The 19,795-nt window shown below is 71.0% G+C and carries 19 protein-coding genes; 7 read left to right on the top strand and 12 right to left on the bottom strand.

Features of this window, described 5'->3' with window-relative positions; translation table 11 throughout:
* On the bottom strand, positions 1–584 hold a 584-nt coding region (locus tag ACYVIP_RS07795; RefSeq protein WP_460393570.1), incomplete at its 3' end, for an NAD(P)/FAD-dependent oxidoreductase.
* 183 nt (positions 585–767) lie between these two features.
* Here ACYVIP_RS07795 and ACYVIP_RS07790 point away from each other — a divergent pair.
* A complete protein-coding gene (locus ACYVIP_RS07790; RefSeq protein WP_460393568.1) occupies positions 768–1,580 on the top strand; it encodes an rRNA adenine N(6)-methyltransferase family protein in 813 nt (270 codons plus the stop codon).
* Here ACYVIP_RS07790 and ACYVIP_RS07785 read toward each other — a convergent pair.
* Entirely contained in the window at positions 1,577–2,164 is a 588-nt protein-coding gene (locus ACYVIP_RS07785; RefSeq protein ID WP_460393566.1) for a TIGR03086 family metal-binding protein, read from the bottom strand. The genes ACYVIP_RS07790 and ACYVIP_RS07785 overlap by 4 nt on opposite strands.
* A gap of 64 nt (positions 2,165–2,228) precedes the next feature.
* On the opposite strand from ACYVIP_RS07785, the gene ACYVIP_RS07780 reads away from it, so the two are divergent.
* Complete coding sequence (locus ACYVIP_RS07780; RefSeq protein ID WP_460393564.1) at positions 2,229–2,672, top strand: GNAT family N-acetyltransferase; 444 nt, start codon at positions 2,229–2,231, stop codon at positions 2,670–2,672.
* Positions 2,673–2,679: 7 nt separating this feature from the next.
* Here the strand turns inward: ACYVIP_RS07780 and ACYVIP_RS07775 are convergent, their stop codons facing one another.
* A complete protein-coding gene (locus ACYVIP_RS07775; RefSeq protein ID WP_460393562.1) occupies positions 2,680–4,194 on the bottom strand; it encodes a PH domain-containing protein in 1,515 nt (504 codons plus the stop codon).
* Positions 4,191–4,676 carry a PH domain-containing protein gene (locus ACYVIP_RS07770; protein ID WP_460393586.1) on the bottom strand — a complete coding sequence of 162 codons (486 nt, stop codon included), beginning with the start codon at positions 4,674–4,676 and terminating at the stop codon, positions 4,191–4,193. The genes ACYVIP_RS07775 and ACYVIP_RS07770 overlap by 4 nt, the downstream gene beginning before the upstream one ends.
* 133 nt (positions 4,677–4,809) lie before the next feature.
* Here ACYVIP_RS07770 and ACYVIP_RS07765 point away from each other — a divergent pair, with 133 nt between their 5' ends.
* Complete coding sequence (locus tag ACYVIP_RS07765) at positions 4,810–5,862, top strand: WD40/YVTN/BNR-like repeat-containing protein (RefSeq protein ID WP_460393560.1); 1,053 nt, start codon at positions 4,810–4,812, stop codon at positions 5,860–5,862.
* A 134-nt stretch (positions 5,863–5,996) separates the two neighbouring features.
* Here the strand turns inward: ACYVIP_RS07765 and ACYVIP_RS07760 are convergent, their stop codons facing one another.
* Positions 5,997–7,610 carry a DHA2 family efflux MFS transporter permease subunit gene (locus ACYVIP_RS07760; RefSeq protein ID WP_460393558.1) on the bottom strand — a complete coding sequence of 538 codons (1,614 nt, stop codon included), beginning with the start codon at positions 7,608–7,610 and terminating at the stop codon, positions 5,997–5,999.
* Positions 7,610–8,107 (bottom strand): MarR family winged helix-turn-helix transcriptional regulator, encoded by a 498-nt coding sequence (locus ACYVIP_RS07755; protein ID WP_460393556.1) that lies wholly within the window; start codon positions 8,105–8,107, stop codon positions 7,610–7,612. Before ACYVIP_RS07755 ends, ACYVIP_RS07760 begins: the two co-directional genes overlap by 1 nt.
* A 180-nt stretch (positions 8,108–8,287) precedes the next feature.
* Between ACYVIP_RS07755 and ACYVIP_RS07750 the strand changes: the two genes are divergently transcribed.
* Both ACYVIP_RS07750 and ACYVIP_RS07745 read left to right on the top strand, forming a co-directional pair.
* Entirely contained in the window at positions 8,288–10,693 is a 2,406-nt protein-coding gene (locus ACYVIP_RS07750) for a Tex family protein (protein ID WP_460393554.1), read from the top strand.
* Between the two features lie 17 nt (positions 10,694–10,710).
* Positions 10,711–11,292, top strand: coding sequence for a pyridoxamine 5'-phosphate oxidase family protein (locus tag ACYVIP_RS07745; RefSeq protein ID WP_460393552.1), 582 nt, complete (start codon positions 10,711–10,713; stop codon positions 11,290–11,292).
* Here the strand turns inward: ACYVIP_RS07745 and ACYVIP_RS07740 are convergent.
* Together ACYVIP_RS07740 and ACYVIP_RS07735 are read right to left on the bottom strand one after the other, a co-directional pair.
* Entirely contained in the window at positions 11,272–11,967 is a 696-nt protein-coding gene (locus ACYVIP_RS07740; RefSeq protein WP_460393550.1) for a methyltransferase, read from the bottom strand. The two genes, ACYVIP_RS07745 and ACYVIP_RS07740, sit on opposite strands and share 21 nt — an antisense overlap.
* Positions 11,964–12,362: a hypothetical protein gene (locus tag ACYVIP_RS07735; protein ID WP_460393548.1), complete on the bottom strand. Its 399-nt coding sequence runs from the start codon at positions 12,360–12,362 to the stop codon at positions 11,964–11,966. Before ACYVIP_RS07735 ends, ACYVIP_RS07740 begins: the two co-directional genes overlap by 4 nt.
* 102 nt (positions 12,363–12,464) lie before the next feature.
* Between ACYVIP_RS07735 and ACYVIP_RS07730 the strand changes: the two genes are divergently transcribed.
* On the top strand, positions 12,465–13,451 hold the full coding sequence (locus ACYVIP_RS07730; protein WP_460393546.1) for a lactonase family protein: 987 nt from the start codon (positions 12,465–12,467) through the stop codon (positions 13,449–13,451).
* An 18-nt stretch (positions 13,452–13,469) separates the two neighbouring features.
* Here the strand turns inward: ACYVIP_RS07730 and ACYVIP_RS07725 are convergent, their stop codons facing one another.
* Positions 13,470–14,252: a fumarylacetoacetate hydrolase family protein gene (locus tag ACYVIP_RS07725; RefSeq protein ID WP_460393544.1), complete on the bottom strand. Its 783-nt coding sequence runs from the start codon at positions 14,250–14,252 to the stop codon at positions 13,470–13,472.
* Between the two features lie 115 nt (positions 14,253–14,367).
* Between ACYVIP_RS07725 and ACYVIP_RS07720 the strand changes: the two genes are divergently transcribed.
* Complete coding sequence (locus tag ACYVIP_RS07720; protein WP_460393542.1) at positions 14,368–15,027, top strand: S1 family peptidase; 660 nt, start codon at positions 14,368–14,370, stop codon at positions 15,025–15,027.
* On the opposite strand, the gene cimA is transcribed toward ACYVIP_RS07720, so the two are convergent.
* The 3 genes from cimA to serA all read right to left on the bottom strand — a co-directional run bounded on the left by cimA (position 15,017) and on the right by serA (position 19,670).
* On the bottom strand, positions 15,017–16,657 hold the full coding sequence (gene cimA, locus ACYVIP_RS07715) for a citramalate synthase (protein ID WP_460393540.1): 1,641 nt from the start codon (positions 16,655–16,657) through the stop codon (positions 15,017–15,019). The two genes, ACYVIP_RS07720 and cimA, sit on opposite strands and share 11 nt — an antisense overlap.
* 272 nt (positions 16,658–16,929) lie before the next feature.
* Entirely contained in the window at positions 16,930–17,979 is a 1,050-nt protein-coding gene (locus ACYVIP_RS07710) for a 3-isopropylmalate dehydrogenase (RefSeq protein ID WP_460393538.1), read from the bottom strand.
* Between the two features lie 95 nt (positions 17,980–18,074).
* The gene (gene serA / locus ACYVIP_RS07705) at positions 18,075–19,670 is read right to left on the bottom strand and encodes a phosphoglycerate dehydrogenase (RefSeq protein WP_460393536.1); all 1,596 of its coding nucleotides are present in this window, start codon (positions 19,668–19,670) and stop codon (positions 18,075–18,077) included.
* Positions 19,671–19,795: the final 125 nt, after the last annotated feature.

The following is a 19,795-nucleotide window of genomic DNA, read 5'->3' as shown; positions in this document are numbered from 1 at the left end:
GTGTCGGCCCAGGCCCCGGCCGCGTTGACCACCACGCCGGCGCGCACCTGGCCGGTGCCGACGGTGACCAGCCAGCCGGCGCCGTCGCGGCGCAGGGCGGTGACCGGGCTCGCCCGCTCGATCCGGCCGCCGCGGGCCGTCAGGCCGCGGACATAGCCCTGGTGCAGGGCGAGCACGTCGATGTCGGTGGCGTCGGTGTCGTGGGCCGCGGCCAGCACCTCACGCAGCACCGGGCAACGCGCCCTGGCCAGCTCGGGGTCGATCGGGGTGGCCGGGTGGCCGGCGAGGTGGGCCACCGCGTGCTCGTCGGTCGCCACCCACAGCACGCCTCTCGGGGTGAGCAGCGGCGGGGTGTCCAGTTCGGACTCCAGCGCGTGGAAGCGGGCGCCGCTGGCCGCGGTCAGCTCCCGCACGACCGGGCCGCCGTAGCTGGGGGCGTAGATGGCCGCCGAGCGGCCGGTGGTGTGTGCGGCCATGGTCGGTTCCGCCTCGGCGAGCAGCACGGTCACCTGCCGCGCCAGCTCGTAGGCCACCGAGACGCCCGCCATGCCGCCACCGACCACGAGCACGTCCACCTGCCGCATGCGGCCAGCCTAATTCGGTTGCCAAGGCACCTACGGTCCTCAGTATGGGATCCGCTTCGTTAAGGCTGCGCCGTCGCTGACAGCGACGGCCTGATGCCGCTTCTCGCGCGCTGACCTTCCCTGGTCGGCTGTCGCTGTCTCCACGCACCTCGTGTACCTCCTCGTGCCTGGAGCAGCTTTCCCATGCCTTCTCGCGATATTCCGCATTCCTCCGGCGTGCACCTGTTGTCCAGCCAGCGGGTCATCGACCGGCTGGTGCGCGACGCCGGTCTCGGCGCGCGCGATCTCGTCATCGACTTCGGTGCCGGACCGGGCACCATCACCGCGCCGCTGGCCACCACCGGCGCCAGAGTGCTCGCGGTGGAACGCGACCAGCGCTTTGTGCGCACGCTGCACCGCCGGTTCGCCGATCGGCCGCGGGTGCTCGTGGTGCACGCCGACGTGCGCCGGGTTCGGTTGCCGCGCCGGGACTTCACGGTGGTAGCGAGCATCCCGTTCGCGGTGTCCACGGTGCTGTTGCGCCGGTTGCTCAGCCAGGTGCCCGCGCGGCTGGCCAGCGCCGAGCTGGTCGTGGAGTGGGGGCTGGCCAGGCGACTGACCTCGGCCAGGCCGCGCGATCTCGAGCAGGCGTGGTGGGCGGCCAGGTTCGACCTGCGGCTCACCAGGCGGATCCCCGCCAGGTGCTTCAGTCCGGCGCCCTCGGTGGACGCCGCGCACCTGCGCGTCCGCCGGCGGTCCGATGTGGACAACCGGGCGGCCGCGGTGCTGTGGCCGTTGCTCGGCGCGGTCTACCGGCGGCCGGACGCGCCGGCGCGGCACGTACTCGGCGACCTGGTGGCCCATCGGCTGGCCAGCCGGCTGCTGCGCGAGCACGGCGTCGACCCGGCCTGCCTGGCCGGCGAGGTCCACATCGGACAGTGGACGCGGGTGGCCTGCGCGCTGGCCGGCGAACGGGCGATCAGCCCGCCGCCGCTACCGAACGCGTTGCGCGGTTAGGAGGGCGTCCAGGCGGGGTCGCGGCCGCTGAGGCCGAGTACCCGGTCCAGCGGGGTGGCGTCGGCGGGCACCGGGATCTCGGCGCCGAACACGCCGTAGGAGCGGCCCTGCTCGGCCATGGCAGCCGTCGACTCGTGCACGGCCGCGACGATCCGCTCGTCCACCCGCAGGTGCCGGCCGGTGGCCGCCGCCAGGTCCCAGCCGTGCACCACCAGCTCGCCGACCAGCATCATGCCGATGACCGGCGCGGGCATCGAGCCGCCGGCCAGCCCGGTGTTCCCCTCGGTGGCCGACGGCTCGGCCCAGGCGGCGGTTGCCCGGCCGAGCTGGGCCTCCAGGGTGGCCGCCCAGTCGCCGTCGGCGGTGAAGTCGGTCTGTTCGGTGATCGGGTCGTCGGCAGGCGCTGGCCGCTTGCTGGCGGCCGACTCGGAGCGGAACGCCGTCCAGAACATCAGGTGGTTCACCAGCGCGCGCACGTCCCAGTCCGGGCACGGCGTTGGCAGACCGAGCTGGTCGGGCTTGACGTCGTTGGCGAGTTCGACCACGTCGCGGCCGACGCTTGCCATCATCTCGTGCAGTCGCATGGACCGAACCCTAGGCTCGCCGGCCTGACATCGCTTGTACATATGCGACAGTAGGTTCGGCCGAATGAGCGACCAGATCGACTTCGAGGTCGATGACGACCGTGCACGGGTCGACCGGGATGTGCTGTGGAAGTTCCTGTCCACAGAGGCCTACTGGGGCCGGTTCCGCGACCGGGCGACGATCGAGCGGCAGCTGGCCGGCGCGTGGCGGGTGGTCGCCGCCTACCGCGCCGACGACGGCCGGATGATCGGCTTCGCGCGGGCCTTCTCCGACGGGGAGTCCTCGGCCTACCTGGCGGACGTGTTCGTCGTCGAGCAGGCGCGCGGGCACGGTGTCGGCAAGGCGCTCGTGCACGCGATGATCGAGGACGGGCCGGGGCCCCGCTTCCGGTGGATGCTGCACACCCTGGACGCCCACGAGCTGTACCGGTCGTTCGGCTTCGCCGAGCCGAACGCCACCTACATGGAGCGCGACGGCAGCAACGCCATGGTGTCCGGCCAGTCCTGAGGTCAGGTCACCGCCGTGGCTCCAGGAACGGCGTGAGCAGGCCGGGGACCGCCGCCTCGGCCAGCCGCAGCCCGTCGTGCTCGGCGATGTCGCGCACGAGGTACTGGCCGCTGTTGGCCGCGGTCGTCGCGGCGATCGTGACCAGGCCGGCGCGCCGCTGGAACGGCGACCGGCGCACGGTCCAGCCGATGATCCCGCCGCGCACCAACGCGACCGTGTGCCGGCTGCCGGCCCCGTACCTGGTCACCAGGTACTCGTCGGTCAGGCCGTGGCCGAGGTTGCGGTAGTCGTCGACGGCCAGCGCGATGGCGACCGGGGTCAGCACGAGCACCGAGATCCACGCCAGGTGCAGCAACACCGCGGTGAGCAGCAGGCCGAGCACCGCGAGCACCCCGGCCACGCCGAGCACCGTGTACCCCGCCCACCACAGCCGGCGGGTGCGCGCGGCCGGCGGGTGTCGCCGGATGTCCACAGCGGACAGCGGGTCGGCCTGGAGCACGTCGACCGCCACCCGCCGCGCCAGCCCGATGGGCACGGCCGGCAGCAGGGTCTTCGGGTCGGAGCGCTCGCGCTCGGCGGCCTTGAGACCGGTGGCCACCACGTCGACCCTGGCGGCGCCCACCAGCCGGGCGCCAAGCGGCTCGAACACGTCCACCCCGCGCAACCGCCGCTGCTCCAACGAAAGCGACCGGGTGGTGAACAGCCCCCTGCGCACGAGCAGGTTGCCGTTCTCCCTGGTCAGCCGGTACCGCCACCACATCTCGACGAACAGTCCGAGCGAGCCGACGAACCCGATCGCGATGCCGATGCCGACCAGCGCGAGCACCAGCACCGGGATGGAGGTGTTGGCGAACAGGTCGCCGACGATGTTGATCACCGAGCTCTCCATGCCCGCCCAGTCGGCCACCTGCATGATCGCGCCGAACGCGGCCGTGCCGAGGATCGGCGTGGTCACCGACATCGGCGCGTACCTGATCCACGACCAGTCCAGTGTGGCCAGCGCGGGCGGCGTGCCGGCGCCAGGTTCGCTGGTGGTGGCCCCGACCGGCGCGTGGTCGAGCAGCACCCGGCGCAGCTCCTCGGCCCGCGCCCGGCTCACCGGGTCGAGCACCAGGTGGCTGCGCTGTCCGGTGACCTGTTGGCCGGTGCCGATCTTGACCTTGGTCAGGCCGAACGCGCGCAGCAGCGGGTTGGCCATCAGGTCGACCGTGCGCACCCGGTCGCGGGGAATCGAGCGCAGCGTGTGCACCACCCACGCGTAGCGCAGCTCGACGCGCTCCTCGGTGACCCGGTAGCTGGAGTGCCGCCAGCGCAGCCAGTCGGCCAGCGCGGCCAGCCCGGTCACCACGACCACCGCGCCCGCCGCGATCAGCAGGACGATGCCGGCTGGCGAGCCCCGGCGCAGGATGCCGAACACGATCGGGACGCCGATGCCGGCGGTCACCCCGGCGACGGTCAGCGCGGACACCGCCACCGTGCGCGGGTGCAGCCGCTGCCAGCCCGACTCGGTCTCGGCGGTCACGTCGCGTCCCCCCGATGGGCCTGGGTGGTCTCGGTCAGCCGCTCGACCAGGCCGGCGGCCAGTTCGTGGTCCAGGCCGGGGATCTTGAGCGGCCCGGCGGCCGACGCGGTGGTGACCGTGACGCTGGCCAGCCGGAACAGCTGCTCCAGCGGCCCGCGCGCGGTGTCCACGGTCTGGATCCGCGACATCGGCGCGATCCGCCACTCCTGCCACAGCCAGCCGGTCCTGGTGTAGACCGCGTCCTCGGTGACCTCCCAGCGGTGCACCCGGTACCGCCAGAACGGCACCACGACCGCGTAGGGCACCCCGATCGCCAGCACGATGCCCATGGCCAGCAGCAGCCACGGCCGTGCCGGCGTGATGATGATCGCCAGCACCGCAAGCACGATCGCCGGAATGAGGGTCGTCGCCAGCTCGTTGGTCAGCCAGTAGCCGACCGCGCGCCGCTCGACCCGATTGCGTGGCGGCCGGAGCCGAACCACCTCGTTCACTCGTTCCTCCCCGATGTCGAGTGTGTGCCACCGTAGGGTGACTTCCGGTCAGCCGGCGTCGTCCAGGAGGACCACTTGCGCGGTCATTCCCTTGGTTGACCCTGCTCGGCTATGTTGCCGATCCATGAAGCGCGCACTGACAGTGGTCCTGGTGTTCCTGACCGCGATGATCGTGGCGCCGGCCGGGTCGGCCGGGGCGAGCGGCGGCCTGTCCTGGCGGCCGACCCCGACCGGGACCGACGCGCAACTGCGTGGGCTCGCCGCGGTCAACCGGCACGTGGCCTGGGCCAGCGGCGCGCGCGGCACCGTACTGCGCACGGTCGACGGCGGGCGGACGTGGGCCAGTGTCGGGCCGCCGGACACCGCGACGCTCGACTTCCGCGACATCGAGGCGTTCGACGCGCGCACCGCCGTCGCGCTGTCGATCGGCCCCGGCGAGTCCTCCCGGATCTACCGGACCACCGACGGCGGCGCGACCTGGACCGAGGCCTTCCGCAATGCCGAGGAGGCCGCCTTCTACAACTGTCTCGCGTTCTTCGACCGCGAGGCCGGGCTGGCCGTCGGCGACCCGGTGGACGGCAAGTTCCGCGTGCTGTCCACCGCCGACGGCGGCCGGTCGTGGCGGGTGCTGCCCGGCGACGGCATGCCCGACGCGCTGACCGGTGAGTACGGCTTCTCCGCGAGCGGCCAGTGCGTCACGGTGACCGGCCGCAAGGACGCCTGGCTGGCCACCGGCGGCTCGACCACCGCGCGGGTGCTGCACTCCGGCGACCGCGGCCGCACCTGGACCGCGAGCGACACCCCGCTGGCCAGCGGGGAGAGCGCGGGCGTGTTCGCGGTGGCGTTCCGCAACCCCCGCCAGGGCATCGCCATCGGCGGTGACTACGCCGCCCCGACCGGCGGCGAGGACAACCTGGCGCTGTCCGGCGACGGCGGACGCACCTGGCGTGAGCCGGCGAACTCCCCGGCCGGCTACCGGTCGGCAGTCGTCTACCACCCGTTGTCCGGCTCGCTGCTGATCGCGGTCGGCCCGACCGGCAGCGACCTGAGCCTGGACGGCGGGCGGCACTGGCGGCAGTTCGACGATGGCAACTTCGACAGCGTCGACTGCGGTCGCGACGGCGCCTGCTGGGCGTCCGGCGCCCGCGGCCAGGTGGCGACACTCCACCTCGGCTGACCGCCGAACGAGTACGGCGCCGGGAGTCCAGTCAGGACTCCCGGCGCCGGGACACCTGCCCTGAATGCCTCATTCGGGACGGTGAACGTCGCCAATGCCTCATTCAGGGCATCACAGCTGGTGCCGGGTTCGGGCTAGGTTCGTTCGCCTTCCGAGACGGGCTCGCGGACCTCGTCCTGGACCGGGTCCGTCGACTCGGCCGCCGACTCGGCCACCGTGGCCGGGGTGCCCTTGCCGCGCGGTAGGAACAGCGCCGGCAGCAGGGACAACGCGAGCAGCACCAGCGCCCAGACGAACGTCGACGCGTACGCGTCGGCCATCGGCGGGGCGATCAGCGGGCGCATCGCCTCCGGCACGTCCTGCATGGACGTGATCTCGGGGACCTCGGCACCCGGCGGGGGTGGCGGCAGCTGCGCCATGATCTCGGCGATCCGGCCCTTCATCTCGTCGAACAGGATCACCGACAGCATCGCCGTGCCGATCGACGCGGCCACCTGCTGGATGATGTTCAGGCTGGTCGACGCCCTGGCGACATCGTCGGGCTTCAACGTCTTCAGCGCGATCGACATGATCGGCATCATCGACATGCCCATGCCGATGCCGAGCACGAACAGTGCCGCGCCGATCGCCCAGTAGGAGGTGTCCGCCCCCAGCTGGGTGAACACCACCATCGAGCCGACGATCACCACGATGCCCAGCTGCGCCATCCTGGCCGCGCCGCCCCGGTCGACGATCATGCCGGCCAGCGGCATCATGATCATCGCCGCGATGCCCTGCGGAGCCAGCAGCAGCCCCGCGTTCAGCGCGCCCTCGAACCGCACCTGCTGGAAGTACAGCGGGAACAGCAGCATGGCGCCGAAGAACGCGACCACGAACAACACCATGGTCAGCGTGGCCACCGAGAAACCCCGGTCGCGGAACAGCTTCAGGTCGATCAGCGCGTGCGGCGTGCGCCGGGCGTGCAGCACGAACGCCACCACCAGGACCAGCCCGCCGACTCCCGGCAGGTAGACCTCCGGGCTGCCGAAGCCCTCGTTGGCCGGCACCTGCGCGAGACCGTAGATCAGCGCCGCGAGACCGGGAGACAGCAGCAGCAGCCCGAGCAGGTCCAGCTTCTCGGCCGGCTTCGGCTCGTCCGGCTCCAGGATCCTGGCGCCCATCACCAGCGAAACGATGCCGATCGGCACGTTGATGAAGAAGATCCAGCGCCACGACACGTCGTCCACGAGCCAGCCGCCGAGGATCGGGCCGACGATCGGGCCGAGCAGCATCGGCACGCCGATCACGGCCATCACCCGGCCGACCCGCTCCGGCCCGGCCGCCTTGGTCAGGATCGTCATGCCAAGCGGCATCAGCATGCCGCCGCCGAGGCCCTGCAGCACGCGGAACAGGATCAGCGACTCGGTCGACCACGCGGTGCCCGCCGCGGCCGAGCCGAGCATGAACAGGAACACCGCGATGAGGTAGATCCGCTTGGTGCCGAACCGGTCGGCGGCCCAGCCGGACAACGGGATCACGGTGGCGAGCGCCAGGGTGTAGCCCGTGGCGATCCACTGCATCTGGTCGAGGGTGGAGTCGAACTCGATGATCAGCCGGTCGAGTGCGACGTTGACCACGGTGATGTCGAGCATCGCCATGATCGCGCCGAGCACGACCACCGAGCCGATCATCAGGATCCGCCGGTCCAGCTTCTCGTTCGCCGGGTTGGCCGCCTCCCCAGCAGCGGGTGTCGGCGGTAATGGTTCCATCAAAGCCTTGTCTCCCCTTGTGTACGAGCGGTTGTGGTTGTCTGCTGGGACCCTCTGGCGAGCATCGGCGCCAGTGCCTCGGCCAGCCGCTCCCGTTCCCGGTCGTCGAGCGGGCTGACGCACTCCCGCACGGCCTCGCGGTGCGCGTGCACCAACCCGTTCACGAACGCGCTGCCCTGCTCGGACAGGCGAACCCGCTTGACTCGCCGGTCGTGCTCGTCCTCCCTGCGCGTGACCATCTCGGCTCTGGTCAGCGCCTGGACGGCGCGACCGGCGGTCGCCATTGACAACGCGAGACGTTCGGCGAGCTCGTGCATCGCCAGCTCCTGCTCCTGCTGGCAGTCTGCGAGCACGAACAAGGCACGCAGCTGGGAGAATGACAGATCCAGATCGGCGGCGACACCCAATATGTGCGCCTCGCCGCTCTTCTTCAGCAGCGCCAGGAAACAGACGACGTCCTCGGTCACCGACTCGACCGAGGGCGCGATTGGTTTCACAGTTGCAATGATCGCACCCAGGTAACTAACTGCAAGTAACTGTGACCGGCACCTCAACCCACCTTCAGCGGAAATTGAGCCCCACTCGACCGACCACCCCAATAACCCACAGTAACTCGCCGTCGGCACTACTTGCGGGTAGCCGCACCCGGACCGGAACTGTCGGTGGCGAACGGCAGAATGCCTTCCGTGACCGCCACCACTACGCCCGTGTCCGTGTACCTGCGCATCGCCGAGGAGATCGGCGTCGCCGAGCGGCAGGTGCGCTCGGCCGTGGACCTGCTCGACGGCGGCTCGACCGTGCCGTTCATCGCCAGGTACCGCAAGGAAGTCACCGGCGCGCTGGACGACGCCCAGCTCCGCACGCTGGAAGAACGGCTGCGCTACCTGCGTGAGCTCGAGGAGCGCCGCGCGGCCGTCCTGGAGTCGATCAGGAGCCAGGGCAAGCTCGACGACGCGCTCGCCGGCCAGATCATGGCCGCCGACTCCAAAGCCCGCCTCGAGGACATCTACCTGCCCTACAAGCCCAAGCGCCGCACCAAGGCCCAGATCGCCCGCGAGGCGGGCCTCGAGCCCCTCGCCGACGGCCTGCACGGCGACCCCGACACCGACCCGCAGGCCGCGGCCGCGGTGTTCGTCGACGCCGAGAAGGGCGTCGCCGACGTGCAGGCCGCGCTCGACGGCGCCCGCGCGATCCTGGTCGAGCGCTTCGGCGAGGACGCCGACCTGATCGGCACGCTGCGCGAGCGCATGTGGAACCAGGGCAGGCTGGTCGCCAAGGTCCGCGACGGCAAGCAGGAGGCCGGCACCAAGTTCGCCGACTACTTCGACTTCTCCGAGCCCTTCGCCAAGCTCCCGTCCCACCGGATCCTCGCGATGTTCCGCGGCGAGAAGGAGGAGATGCTCGAGCTGACCCTCGACCCCCACCCGGACGCCGAGCAGCCGCCCGGCCCGTCGGCCTACGAGGTGGCCATCGCCTCCCGGTTCGGCATCGACGACCGGGGCCGCCCGGCCGACAAGTGGCTGGGCGACACCGTCCGCTGGGCCTGGCGCACCCGCATCCTCGTGCACCTCGGGATCGACCTGCGCACCCGGCTGCGCCAGGCCGCCGAGGACGAGGCGGTCCGGGTGTTCGCCACCAACCTGCGCGACCTGCTGCTCGCCGCCCCGGCCGGCACCCGCGCCACCATGGGCCTTGACCCCGGCCTGCGCACGGGGGTCAAGGTCGCCATCGTCGACGCCACCGGCAAGGTCGTGGCCACCGACACCATCTACCCGCACGCGCCGGCCAAGCGCTGGGACGAGTCGTTGGTCACGCTGCACCGCCTGGCCACCCAGCACCAGGTCGACCTGATCGCGATCGGCAACGGCACCGCGTCCAGGGAGACCGACAAGCTCGCCGCCGAGCTGCTGGCCAAGGCGCCGGAGCTGAAGCTGACCAAGGTGATGGTGTCCGAGGCGGGCGCGTCGGTGTACTCGGCCTCGGCCTACGCCTCCCAGGAGCTGCCCAACCTCGACGTGTCGTTGCGCGGCGCGGTGTCGATCGCCCGGCGCCTGCAGGACCCGCTGGCCGAGCTGGTGAAGATCGACCCCAAGTCGATCGGCGTCGGCCAGTACCAGCACGACATCTCCGAGGTGAAGCTGTCCCGCTCGCTCGACGCGGTGGTCGAGGACTGTGTGAACGGCGTCGGCGTCGACCTGAACACCGCGTCGGTGCCGCTGCTGACCAGGGTGTCGGGCATCGGCGGGGCGCTGGCGGCCAACATCGTGGCCCACCGCGACGCCAACGGGCCGTTCCGCTCGCGGGGTTCGCTCAAGAGCGTGTCCAAGCTCGGGCCCAAGGCGTTCGAGCAGTGCGCGGGCTTCCTGCGCATCCCCGGCGGCGACGACCCGCTGGACGCCTCGTCGGTGCACCCGGAGGCCTACCCGGTGGTGCGCCGGATCGTGTCCTCCACCGGCCACGCGCTCGACCAGCTGATCGGCAACACGAAGGTGTTGAAGTCGCTGTCGCCCCAGCAGTTCGTCGACGACACCTTCGGGCTGCCGACGGTCACCGACATCCTCACCGAGCTGGACAAGCCCGGCCGCGACCCGCGCCCGGCGTTCAAGACGGCCACGTTCAACGACGCGGTGCACACGCTCGCCGACCTCAAGGTCGGCATGGTGCTGGAGGGCGTGGTCACCAACGTGGCCGCGTTCGGCGCGTTCATCGACATCGGCGTGCACTGCGACGGCCTGGCCCACGTGTCGCAGCTGTCGCGGACCTTCGTCAAGGACCCGCACGAGGTGGTCAAGTCCGGCCAGATCGTGCGGGCGAAGGTGCTCGAGGTCGACATCCCGCGCAAGCGCATCTCGCTGACGCTGCGGCTGGAGGAGGACACCACCGGTCGCGGCAAGCCGGAGCAGCGCGACGGCCAGCGCGACGGCCAGCGGGGCGGCCAACGCGGCGGGGGCCAGCGCGGCGGCCAGCAGCAACAGCGCCGGGGCGGCGGTAGCGGCGGCGGCCAACGCGAGCGGGGCGGCGCGTCGGGCGGCGGCGGCGCGATGGCCGACGCACTCCGCAAGGCCGGTTACCGGCCGAAGTAGGTCGGTAGGTTGGCGGTATGGGAAAGGTCTACGAACGGATCGAGCCGCGGCTGCGGGCGTTCATCGAGAAGCAACCGGTCTTCTTCGTGGCGTCCGCGCCGCTGGCCGAGGACGGCCATGTCAACCTGTCGCCCAAGGGCCGCGCCGGCACGCTCGTCGTGCTCGACGAGCTGACCCTGGCCTACCTCGACTTCGGTGGCTCGCACGCCGAGACCGTCGCCCACCTGCGGGAGAACGGCCGGATCGCGTTGATGTGGTGCGCGTTCACCGGGCCGCCGAAGGTGCTGCGGATCCACGGCCAGGCCGAGCCGATCTTCCGCGACGACCCGCGCTGGCCCGAGCTGATCCCGAGGTTCGCGGCGGTCGACGGGCCGGGAGTGCGGGCGATCGTGCTGGTCAACGCGACCATGGTCAGCGACAGCTGTGGGTTCGCGGTGCCGTTCCTGGACTACCGCGAGGAGCGCACCCAGCACGCCGAGCACTTCGGCCGCAGGTCCGAAGCGGAGTTCGCCGCGTACTGCGCGCGCAAGCCGCACAACGTCGCCAGCATCGACGGCTTACCCGCGATCCCGGTGCCCTTACCCGAGCGCACGGCCTAACCGGAACGCGTGATAGGTCACCGTCTGGTCCTCGCGGACCAGGTCGTAGCTGGACAGCACCGTTCTGGTGAAACCGTTCTCGTCGGCCACTCGGTAGAGGTAATCGAGATCACCCGAGGTGCCGAAGAACATCAGGATCCGACCCGTCGGCGTGAGGTAATCGCCCGCCTCGGTGAGGAACCGGGTCAGCGCCGCGTAGTTCTCGTCGGTCATGCTCGCCTCGAGCAGGTCACGAGGCGCGAACCAGCGGAACGGCGGATCGAACACGATCAGGTCGAACCGGCCGTCCACGGCCGAGAAGACGTCGCTCTCCCGGAAGCTGATCCGGTCGGCCACCCCGTTGCGCTCGGCGTTGGCGACCGCGGCCGTGATCGCGGCCGGGTTGATGTCCACGCCGAGGATGTCGGTCGCGCGGGACGCGGCCAGGATCGCGTTCACACCGCTGCCGGTGCCCATGTCGAGCACCCGGTCGCCCGCCAGCACGTCGGCGAGCACGGCCTCGCCGAGCAGTCGCGACACCGGTGCCGGCGGGAACACCCCCGGGGGCACGACGAAGCTCCGCCCGAGGTAGTCCATCGTCAGCTCGGCCAACGACCGCACGGAGTCGTAGGCCGCGTCGTGCCACTCGCGGATGCGGCGCTGGTCGGCAGCCGACCCGCTCGGCCGGTAGGTCATTTCACGTCACCGCCCGCCATCGGCACCGGCGTGCGGGAGACGAGACCGAACTCCCGCGCCAGGCCGACCGCCCGGTCCACCCGCAGCAGCGTCTTACGCCCCGCCAACGGCGTGTTCTCGTCCCCGACCCGGTACCGGAGGCGCGTCGGCTCCTGGTCGGGCCGCTGCTCGGTCACCACGCCGCCGAAGATCTCCCTGGCCGCCTGCCAGGTCAGCTCGATCAGGTCCGGCCGGTCGACCCGGCGCCACCCGAAGTACGCGATGTCGGCGTAGTCCGGCCGGCTGAACTGGTACCACCCGTCCCCGCCAGCCAGGAAGCTGAAGGACTCGTCCTCGAACGTGCTCTGGTACAGCCCGGCCGCCTTCGACGACCACTCCCCGACCAACTCGTCCATACCGCCATTCTGCACATGATCAACGGGCGCGATTCCGTTGCCCGGCGAACGGTCCGCCGATCGAGTCTGCGACCATGACGCGGTCCCCCGCTAGGGTGAGTCATGCTCTACGTCGGCAGCTACACCGCCGCCAGCGGCGGCAACGGGACCGGGATCACCGCGCTGCGCCAGGACCCGTCCGGCACGCTCACCCCGGTCGCCGAGCTGGCGATGACCTCGCCGTCCTGGCTGACCAGACACCCCAGTGCCCCGGTGCTGTACGCGGCGAACGAGTCGGCGGACGGCGCGATCACCACCGTCGGCCTGCCCGATCTCGTCGCCCTGGAGACGGTGCCGTCCGGCGGCGCGGACCCGTGCCACCTCGCGGTCACCCCGGACGGGCGCTTCCTGTTGTGCGCCAACTACTCCAGCGGCAGCCTCGCGGTCTTCAGCCTGCACCGGGACGGGCGGATCACCGGCCGCACGGCGCTGGTCCAGCACACCGGCAGCGGCCCGGTCGCCGGCCGGCAGGACACCGCGCACGTGCACATGGTCGTCCCGGTGGCCACCGAACGGGGCACACTGGTGTCGGCCGTCGACCTGGGCACCGACGAGATCCGCGGCTACCTGCTGGCCGAGGACGGCACGCTGTCGACGCTGGCCGTCTCCGCGCTGCCCGCCGGCACCGGCCCGCGCCAGCTGGTCCGCCGGCAGGGGACGACCCTGGCCTACGTCCCTGGCGAGCTGGCCGCCACCCTGGTGACCGTGCGCGAGGAGCCGACCGGGGTGTTCACCCCGATCGCGACCACCCCGGCGACGGCCGAGCCGTACGCGGGCCAGAACCACGTCGCGCACGCGCAGGTCGTCGGCGACCGGCTGTACCTGTCCAACCGCGGCCCGGACCGGGTGACCGAGTTCGACCTGACCACGCCGGCCCCGACCGCGGTGGCCGACCACCCGTGCGGCGCCTTCCCGCGCCACTTCACCGTGGTCGACGGCGTCTGCCACACCGCGGCCCAGAAGGGCGACGCGATCGTCTCGTTCCCCCTGGCCGGCGGCCCTCGGCGCACCGTCGCCACCGGCACCCCCACCTGCGTGATCCCCGGCTGACCGCGGCGAAGGGTCCCTTCAGCGGCGGCCGACCGGGTTGGTCAGGGTGCCAAGGCCCTCGATGGTGATGGACACCGTCTGGCCGGGGGTCATCGGGCCGACCCCGGCCGGGGTGCCGGTGAGGATGACGTCCAGCGGGCGCAGGGTCATCACCGCCGAGATGTACTCGATCAGCTCCGCCACGTCGTGGTTCATCAGCGACGTGCGGGAGTCCTGGCACAGCTCGCCGTCGAGCTCGGTGCGGATCGCGACGTCCGCCGGGTCGAACCTGGTCTCGATCCACGGGCCGAGCGGGCAGAACGTGTCATGGCCCTTGGCGCGGGTCCACTGGCCGTCGGCCTGTTGCTGGTCGCGGGCGGTGACGTCGTTGGCGATCGTGTAGCCGAGCACCGAGGACAGCGCCCGCTCCGCCGGGATGTCCCGGCCGCCGGCGCCGATGACCACCGCGAGCTCGGCCTCGAAGTCGACCCTGGTCGAGTCGGCCGGCAGCTTGATCTCCGCGCCCTGGCCGATGACCGCGGTGTTCGGCTTGAGGAACATGATCGGCGCCGAGGGGACCTCATTGCCGAACTCGGCCGCGTGCTCGGCGTAGTTGCGGCCGACGCAGACGATCTTCGGTGGCAGGAACGGGGTCAGCAGCCGGACGTCGGCCAGCGGCCAGGTGGTGCCGGTGAACGTCGGATCGGTCCACGGTGTCGTATTCGGATCGTTGGCGATCTCCGCCACGGTCAGATCCTCGCCGTCGCCGTGGACGGCGCCGAACGCGACTCCCTTGGGTGAGGCAACTCGAGCGATTCGCACGCCGGCAGCGTACTGACCGGCCCGGCTTCGCCCGGTTGCCGGCTAGGCAAACCCGAACACCACCTGCTTGTGTCAAGGCGAACCGAACATTTCCACTTATCGGGGAGAAAATCTCATGCGAAGAATCCTGGCCATCGTCGTCCTGGTCCTCACCGCGCTCCTCAGCCTGCCGGCCACCGGTTACGCCAAGGCCGCCGCCGAACCGCTCGGCGGCGGCACCGTCCTGGCCTACCCGTTCGGCGCCGGTGGGCAGTGCACCGCCGCGTTCGCCGCCGTGGACGCGCGGGGCGTCGGCCACCTGGTCACCGAGGCGTCCTGCGCGACCCTGCCGGCCGACCAGCTCTACGCCGTCAACTCGACCGGGGCCATCGTGCTCGTCGGCACCGTGGTCGCCGAGCACCCGGCCTACGCGATCGTGCTGGTCACCAACACCGTCGACTGGGAACTCGTGCCGTGGATCGCCACCGGCCTCGGCCAGATCGTCATCGCCGGCTCCCAGGAGACCCCGGTCGGCGACCCGGTGTGCCTGGTCGACCGCCCGATCGCCTTCCCGTGCGGCACGGTGGTCGCCACGGACGACCCGGTCGGCCCGATCAAGGGGCTGACCAGGACCGACCTGTGCGCCTCCGCCGAGGCGGTCGCCTACGTCACCCGCGACCAGGCCCAGGGCGTGCCGGCCAGTGAGTCCAGCTTCTGCACCACCGCCGGCACGAGCTGGTTCGCGCCGATCAACCCGATCCTGAACGCGGAAGGGCTGCGCCTGCTCACCGGCTGACCGGTTGCGCGGCGCGCACGCGCAACGCCTTGTGCGCCAACGCATCGCACAGCGCCAGCCAGCTGGCCTCGACGATGTTGCCGTGCACGCCGACCGTGGTCCACTCGTGTTCCCGGTCGGTCGACTCGACCAGCACCCTGGTCACCGCGTCGGTTCCCGGCTGGTCGGCGAGAATGCGCACCTTGTAGTCGGTCAGCGCGATCTCGGCCAACCACGGCAGGTACGGGCCCAACGCCTGGCGCAGTGCGGCGTCCAGCGCGTGTACCGGCCCGTTGCCCTCCGCGGTGGCGATCACCCTGGTGCCGGCGACGTGCACCTTGACCGTCGCCTCGGAGACGATCACGCCGTCGAGGCGGTGGTCGAGGATCACCCGGTAGGACTCAAGAGCGAACGGCGCACTGTCCACATCGGACTCACCGGTATCGGCGAGTTCCTTGCGCAGCAACAGTTCCAGCGAGGCGTCCGCCGCCTCGAACGACCAGCCGCGGGACTCGAGCTCCTTGACCTTGCGTACCGCGCTGGTCAGCACCGCCGGCTGGCCGGCCAGGTCGACCCCGAGCTCACGTCCTTTGAGCTCCAGGCTGGCCCGGCCGGCCATCTCGGTGACCAGGACCCGCATGTCGTTGCCGACCACCTCGGGATCGATGTGGTTGTACAACAACGGATCCACCTTGATCGCGCTCGCGTGCAGCCCCGCCTTGTGAGCGAAGGCCGACGACCCGACATAGGCCTGGTGGGTGTCGGGTGCGAGGTTGGCGATCTCGGCCATGGCCCGCGAGATCCTGGACAGCTCGGGCACGCTCGCGGTGGGTATCACCGGCATGCCGAGCTTGGTGACCAGGTTGCCGACGACCGCGAACAGGTCCGCGTTGCCGGCGCGCTCGCCGTAACCGTTGGCGGTGCACTGCACATGGGTCGCCCCCGCCTGCACCGCGGCGACCGAGTTGGCCACCGCGCAGCCGGTGTCGTCCTGGCAGTGGATGCCGACGCGGTAGCCGGTGCGCGCGACCACCTCGCCGACGGTGTCGGCCAGCCGCAACGGGAGTTGGCCGCCGTTGGTGTCGCAGAGCACGACCAGATCCGCGCCGGACTCCATGGCGGCGGCCAGCACCCGCAGCGCGCAGTCGGGATCGTGGGCGAACCCGTCGAAGAAGTGCTCGGCGTCCAGGAACACCCGCCGGCCCTCGCCGACCAGGAAGGCGACGGTGTCACGCACCATCGCGCACGCCTCGGTGACATCGGTGCGCAGCGCGCGCTCGATGTGGCGCACATCGGACTTGGCGACCAGGGTGACCACCGGCGCCCGCGCGTCCAGCAGCGCCCGGACCTGCTGGTCGTCCTCGACCCTGGTGTTGGGCCTGCGGGTGGCGCCGAAGGCGACCAGCGCGGCGTGGCGCAGCGGCAGTTCACCGGCGGCGGCGCGGGCGAAGAACTCGGTGTCGGTCGGCAGCGCGCCCGGCCAGCCACCCTCGATGAAGCCGACGCCGACCTCGTCGAGCAACCGCGCGACGGCCAGCTTGTCGGCCAACGAATAGGTAATGCCCTCCCGCTGCGCGCCGTCCCGCAAGGTCGTGTCGAACACGTGGAACGAATCGCCGAGCGGGGTCTCGGCGGGGGTCGTGCGAGTCACGACTGATCCCTTCATGGCTTGGCAGGGCAACAAAAAAACCTCCCGCGGAATGCGAGAGGTCAGCGCGTCGGGTGTGTAGCTCGGCTACCCGGCGCGCCCGTCGATAATGATGACAACAGCATTGGTCACGGGAGGCATACTGCCACACCGCCGCGCGCCGGTACCAGCCCCCGGGCACCGGCTCCCACATACCGGGAACCGACCCTGGCCGAAAACGACCGCGGGCACCGGGGAGAGTCTCCCTGGTGCCCGCGGTAAGTCGGCGTCCTGGTTCAGATCTCGACGCCGGTAGTGGGATTGTTGGACGACACCAGGGCCGCCAGCCGGTCACCGATGGCGAAGGTGCTGCCCGGCGACGGATGGTCCCTTGTGGCCAGATCGAACGCCACCGACGCCTCGATCCGCCGTGCCGCCTCGTGCTCGCCGAGATGGTCGAGCAGCAACGCGACCGACAGCACCGCGGCCGTCGGGTCCGCGACACCCTGCCCCGCGATGTCCGGCGCACTGCCGTGCACCGGCTCGAACATCGACGGGTTACGCCGGGTGATGTCGATGTTGCCGCTCGCCGCCAGCCCGATGCCGCCGGTCACCGCGGCCACCAGGTCGGTGAGGATGTCGCCGAACAGGTTGTCGGTGACGATCACGTCGAAGCGGCCGGGGTCGGTCACCATGTGGATGGTCGCCGCGTCGATGTGCTGGTAGGCCACCGTCACATCGGGATGCTGCAACGACACCTCCTCCACCACGCGCGACCACAACGAGCCGGCGTGGGTGAGCACGTTGGTCTTGTGCACCAACGTGAGGTGCTTGCGCGAGCGGGTCACCGCCCGCGCGAACGCGTCCCGCACGACGCGCTCCACGCCGTAGGAGGTGTTGACGCTGACCTCCGTGGCGATCTCGTGCGGGGTGTCCTTGCGCAGCAGGCCACCGTTGCCCGCGTACAGGCCCTCGGTGCCCTCACGGATCACCAGCATGTCGATCTCACCGGGGTTGGCCAGCGGGCTGGCCACCCCCGGGTAAAGCCTTGCCGGGCGCAGGTTGACGTGGTGGTCGAGCTCGAACCGCAGCCGCAGCAGCAGACCGCGCTCGAGAATGCCGCTCGGCACCGACGGGTCACCGACCGCGCCGAGCAGAATCGCGTCGTGATGGCGCAGTTCTCCGAGCACCGACTCGGGCAGCAGCTCCCCGGTCGAATGCCACCGGGTGGCGCCGAGGTCGTATTTCGTGATCTCGACGTCCGGTACCACCTCATTGAGCACCTTGAGCGCCTCGGCGATCACTTCAGGCCCGATCCCGTCACCGGGGATCACCGCGAGCCGCATGCACACCTCCGGGAATAACGGGCTCAGTAGTTCAGGCGAAGGTTACCGGGATAGTGGCCGAACACGGTTGCTGGCCACCCGACTAGGTGGTGTCGTCAGCCGAAGTCGACCGCTCGGATGAACGTCGCGCGCACCCCGGTGCCGATCGACTCGAGCACCGACTGGTCGACCGGCCGGTCGATGCGCAGCAACATCACCGCGTCCTCGCCGTCGGTCAGCTGGCTGATCTGGGCCGCCTCGACGTTGATCCCGGCGCCACCGAGCAGGGTGCCGACGGAGCCCATGACACCGGGACGGTCGGAGTACTCGAGCAACAGCAGCACGCCCTCGGCCCGCAGGTCGAAACCGCGCTGGTTCACCTCGACGATCTTCTCGATCTGGTTGAGACCGGTCAGCGTGCCGGAGACGCTCAGGATCGTGCCGTCCGGGTAGCCGGCGCGCAGGGTGACCAGGCTGCGGTAGTTGGCGCTCTCCGACTCCTTCTGCAGCGTCACCTCCACGCCGAGCTCCTCGGCCAGCCTTGGCGCGTTGACGAACGTGACCGGATCGGCGACCACGCCGGTGAACACCCCGCGCATCGCGGCGAGCGGCAGCACCTGAACGTCCTCAGTGGACAGTTCGCCGCGAACCTCGACATTGATCGAGGTCGGCGGCGTCGAGCTGAGCGCGGAGAGCACGGCGCCGAGTTTCTGGGTGAGCGGCAGGTAAGGCCGCACCTCCTCGCCGACCGAGCCGCCGGCCACGTTCACCGCGTCGGGCACGAAGTCGCCGCGCAGCGCGGCGAGCACCGACCGGGCGACGTCGGTGCCGGCGCGGTCCTGCGCCTCGGCGGTCGACGCGCCGAGGTGCGGGGTGACGACCACGTTGGGCAGTTCGAACAGCGGGCTGGAGGTGGTCGGCTCGGTGACGAACACGTCCACACCGGCACCGCCGACCCGGCCGGCACGCAACGCGTCGGCCAACGCGTCCTCGTCGATCAGGCCACCGCGGGCGGCGTTGACGATCAGCACACCCTCCTTGACCCTGGCGAGTTGCTCGGCGCCGATCAGACCCTTGGTCTCCGGGGTTTTCGGCAGGTGAATGGAGATGATGTCGGCCCGGGTGAGCAGTTCGTCCAGTTCGACCAGTTCGATACCGAGCTGCGCGGCGCGGGCGGCGGACACGTACGGGTCATAGGCGATCAGCTCGGTGCCGAACCCGGCGAGGCGCTGGGCGAAGAGCTGACCGATCTTGCCGAGGCCGACGACCCCGACGGTCTTGCCCTGGATCTCCACCCCGGAGAAGGCACTGCGCTTCCACTCGCCTGCGCGCAGGCTGGCGTCGGCCGCGGGCACCCGGCGCGCGAGGGAGAGCAGCAGGGCGACCGCGTGCTCGGCCGCGGAGACGATGTTGGACGTCGGCGCGTTGACCACGAGCACGCCGCGCGCGGTGGCCGCGGGCACCTCGACGTTGTCCAGGCCGACCCCCGCCCGCGCGACGACCTTGAGTCGGTTGGTCGCGGCGAACACCTCGGCGTCGACCTTCGTGGCCGAGCGCACCAACAGTGCGTCCGCGTCCGCGACGGCGGACAGCAGAGCGCCGCGGTCGGTGCCGTCGACGTGGCGTACCTCGGCCTCGTCACCGAACACGGACACCGTCGACGGGGCGAGCTTCTCGGCGATCAGAACAACGGGGCGGGTTGACTGGGTCACGGCGCGAACTCCATGGGATTGCCGGTTGTTGGAGGCGCGGTTACAGCGCTGTAACGTCGCACCGGCGCCGAGTCTAGGAGGTCAGCTGAACCGTTCAACCATGTGGTGAGCGAACCGACAATGGG

This window comes from Actinophytocola sediminis (genome assembly GCF_054779715.1).
Note: the sequence above shows the minus strand (reverse complement) of the source record. Positions and strands in the feature narration are given on the sequence as shown.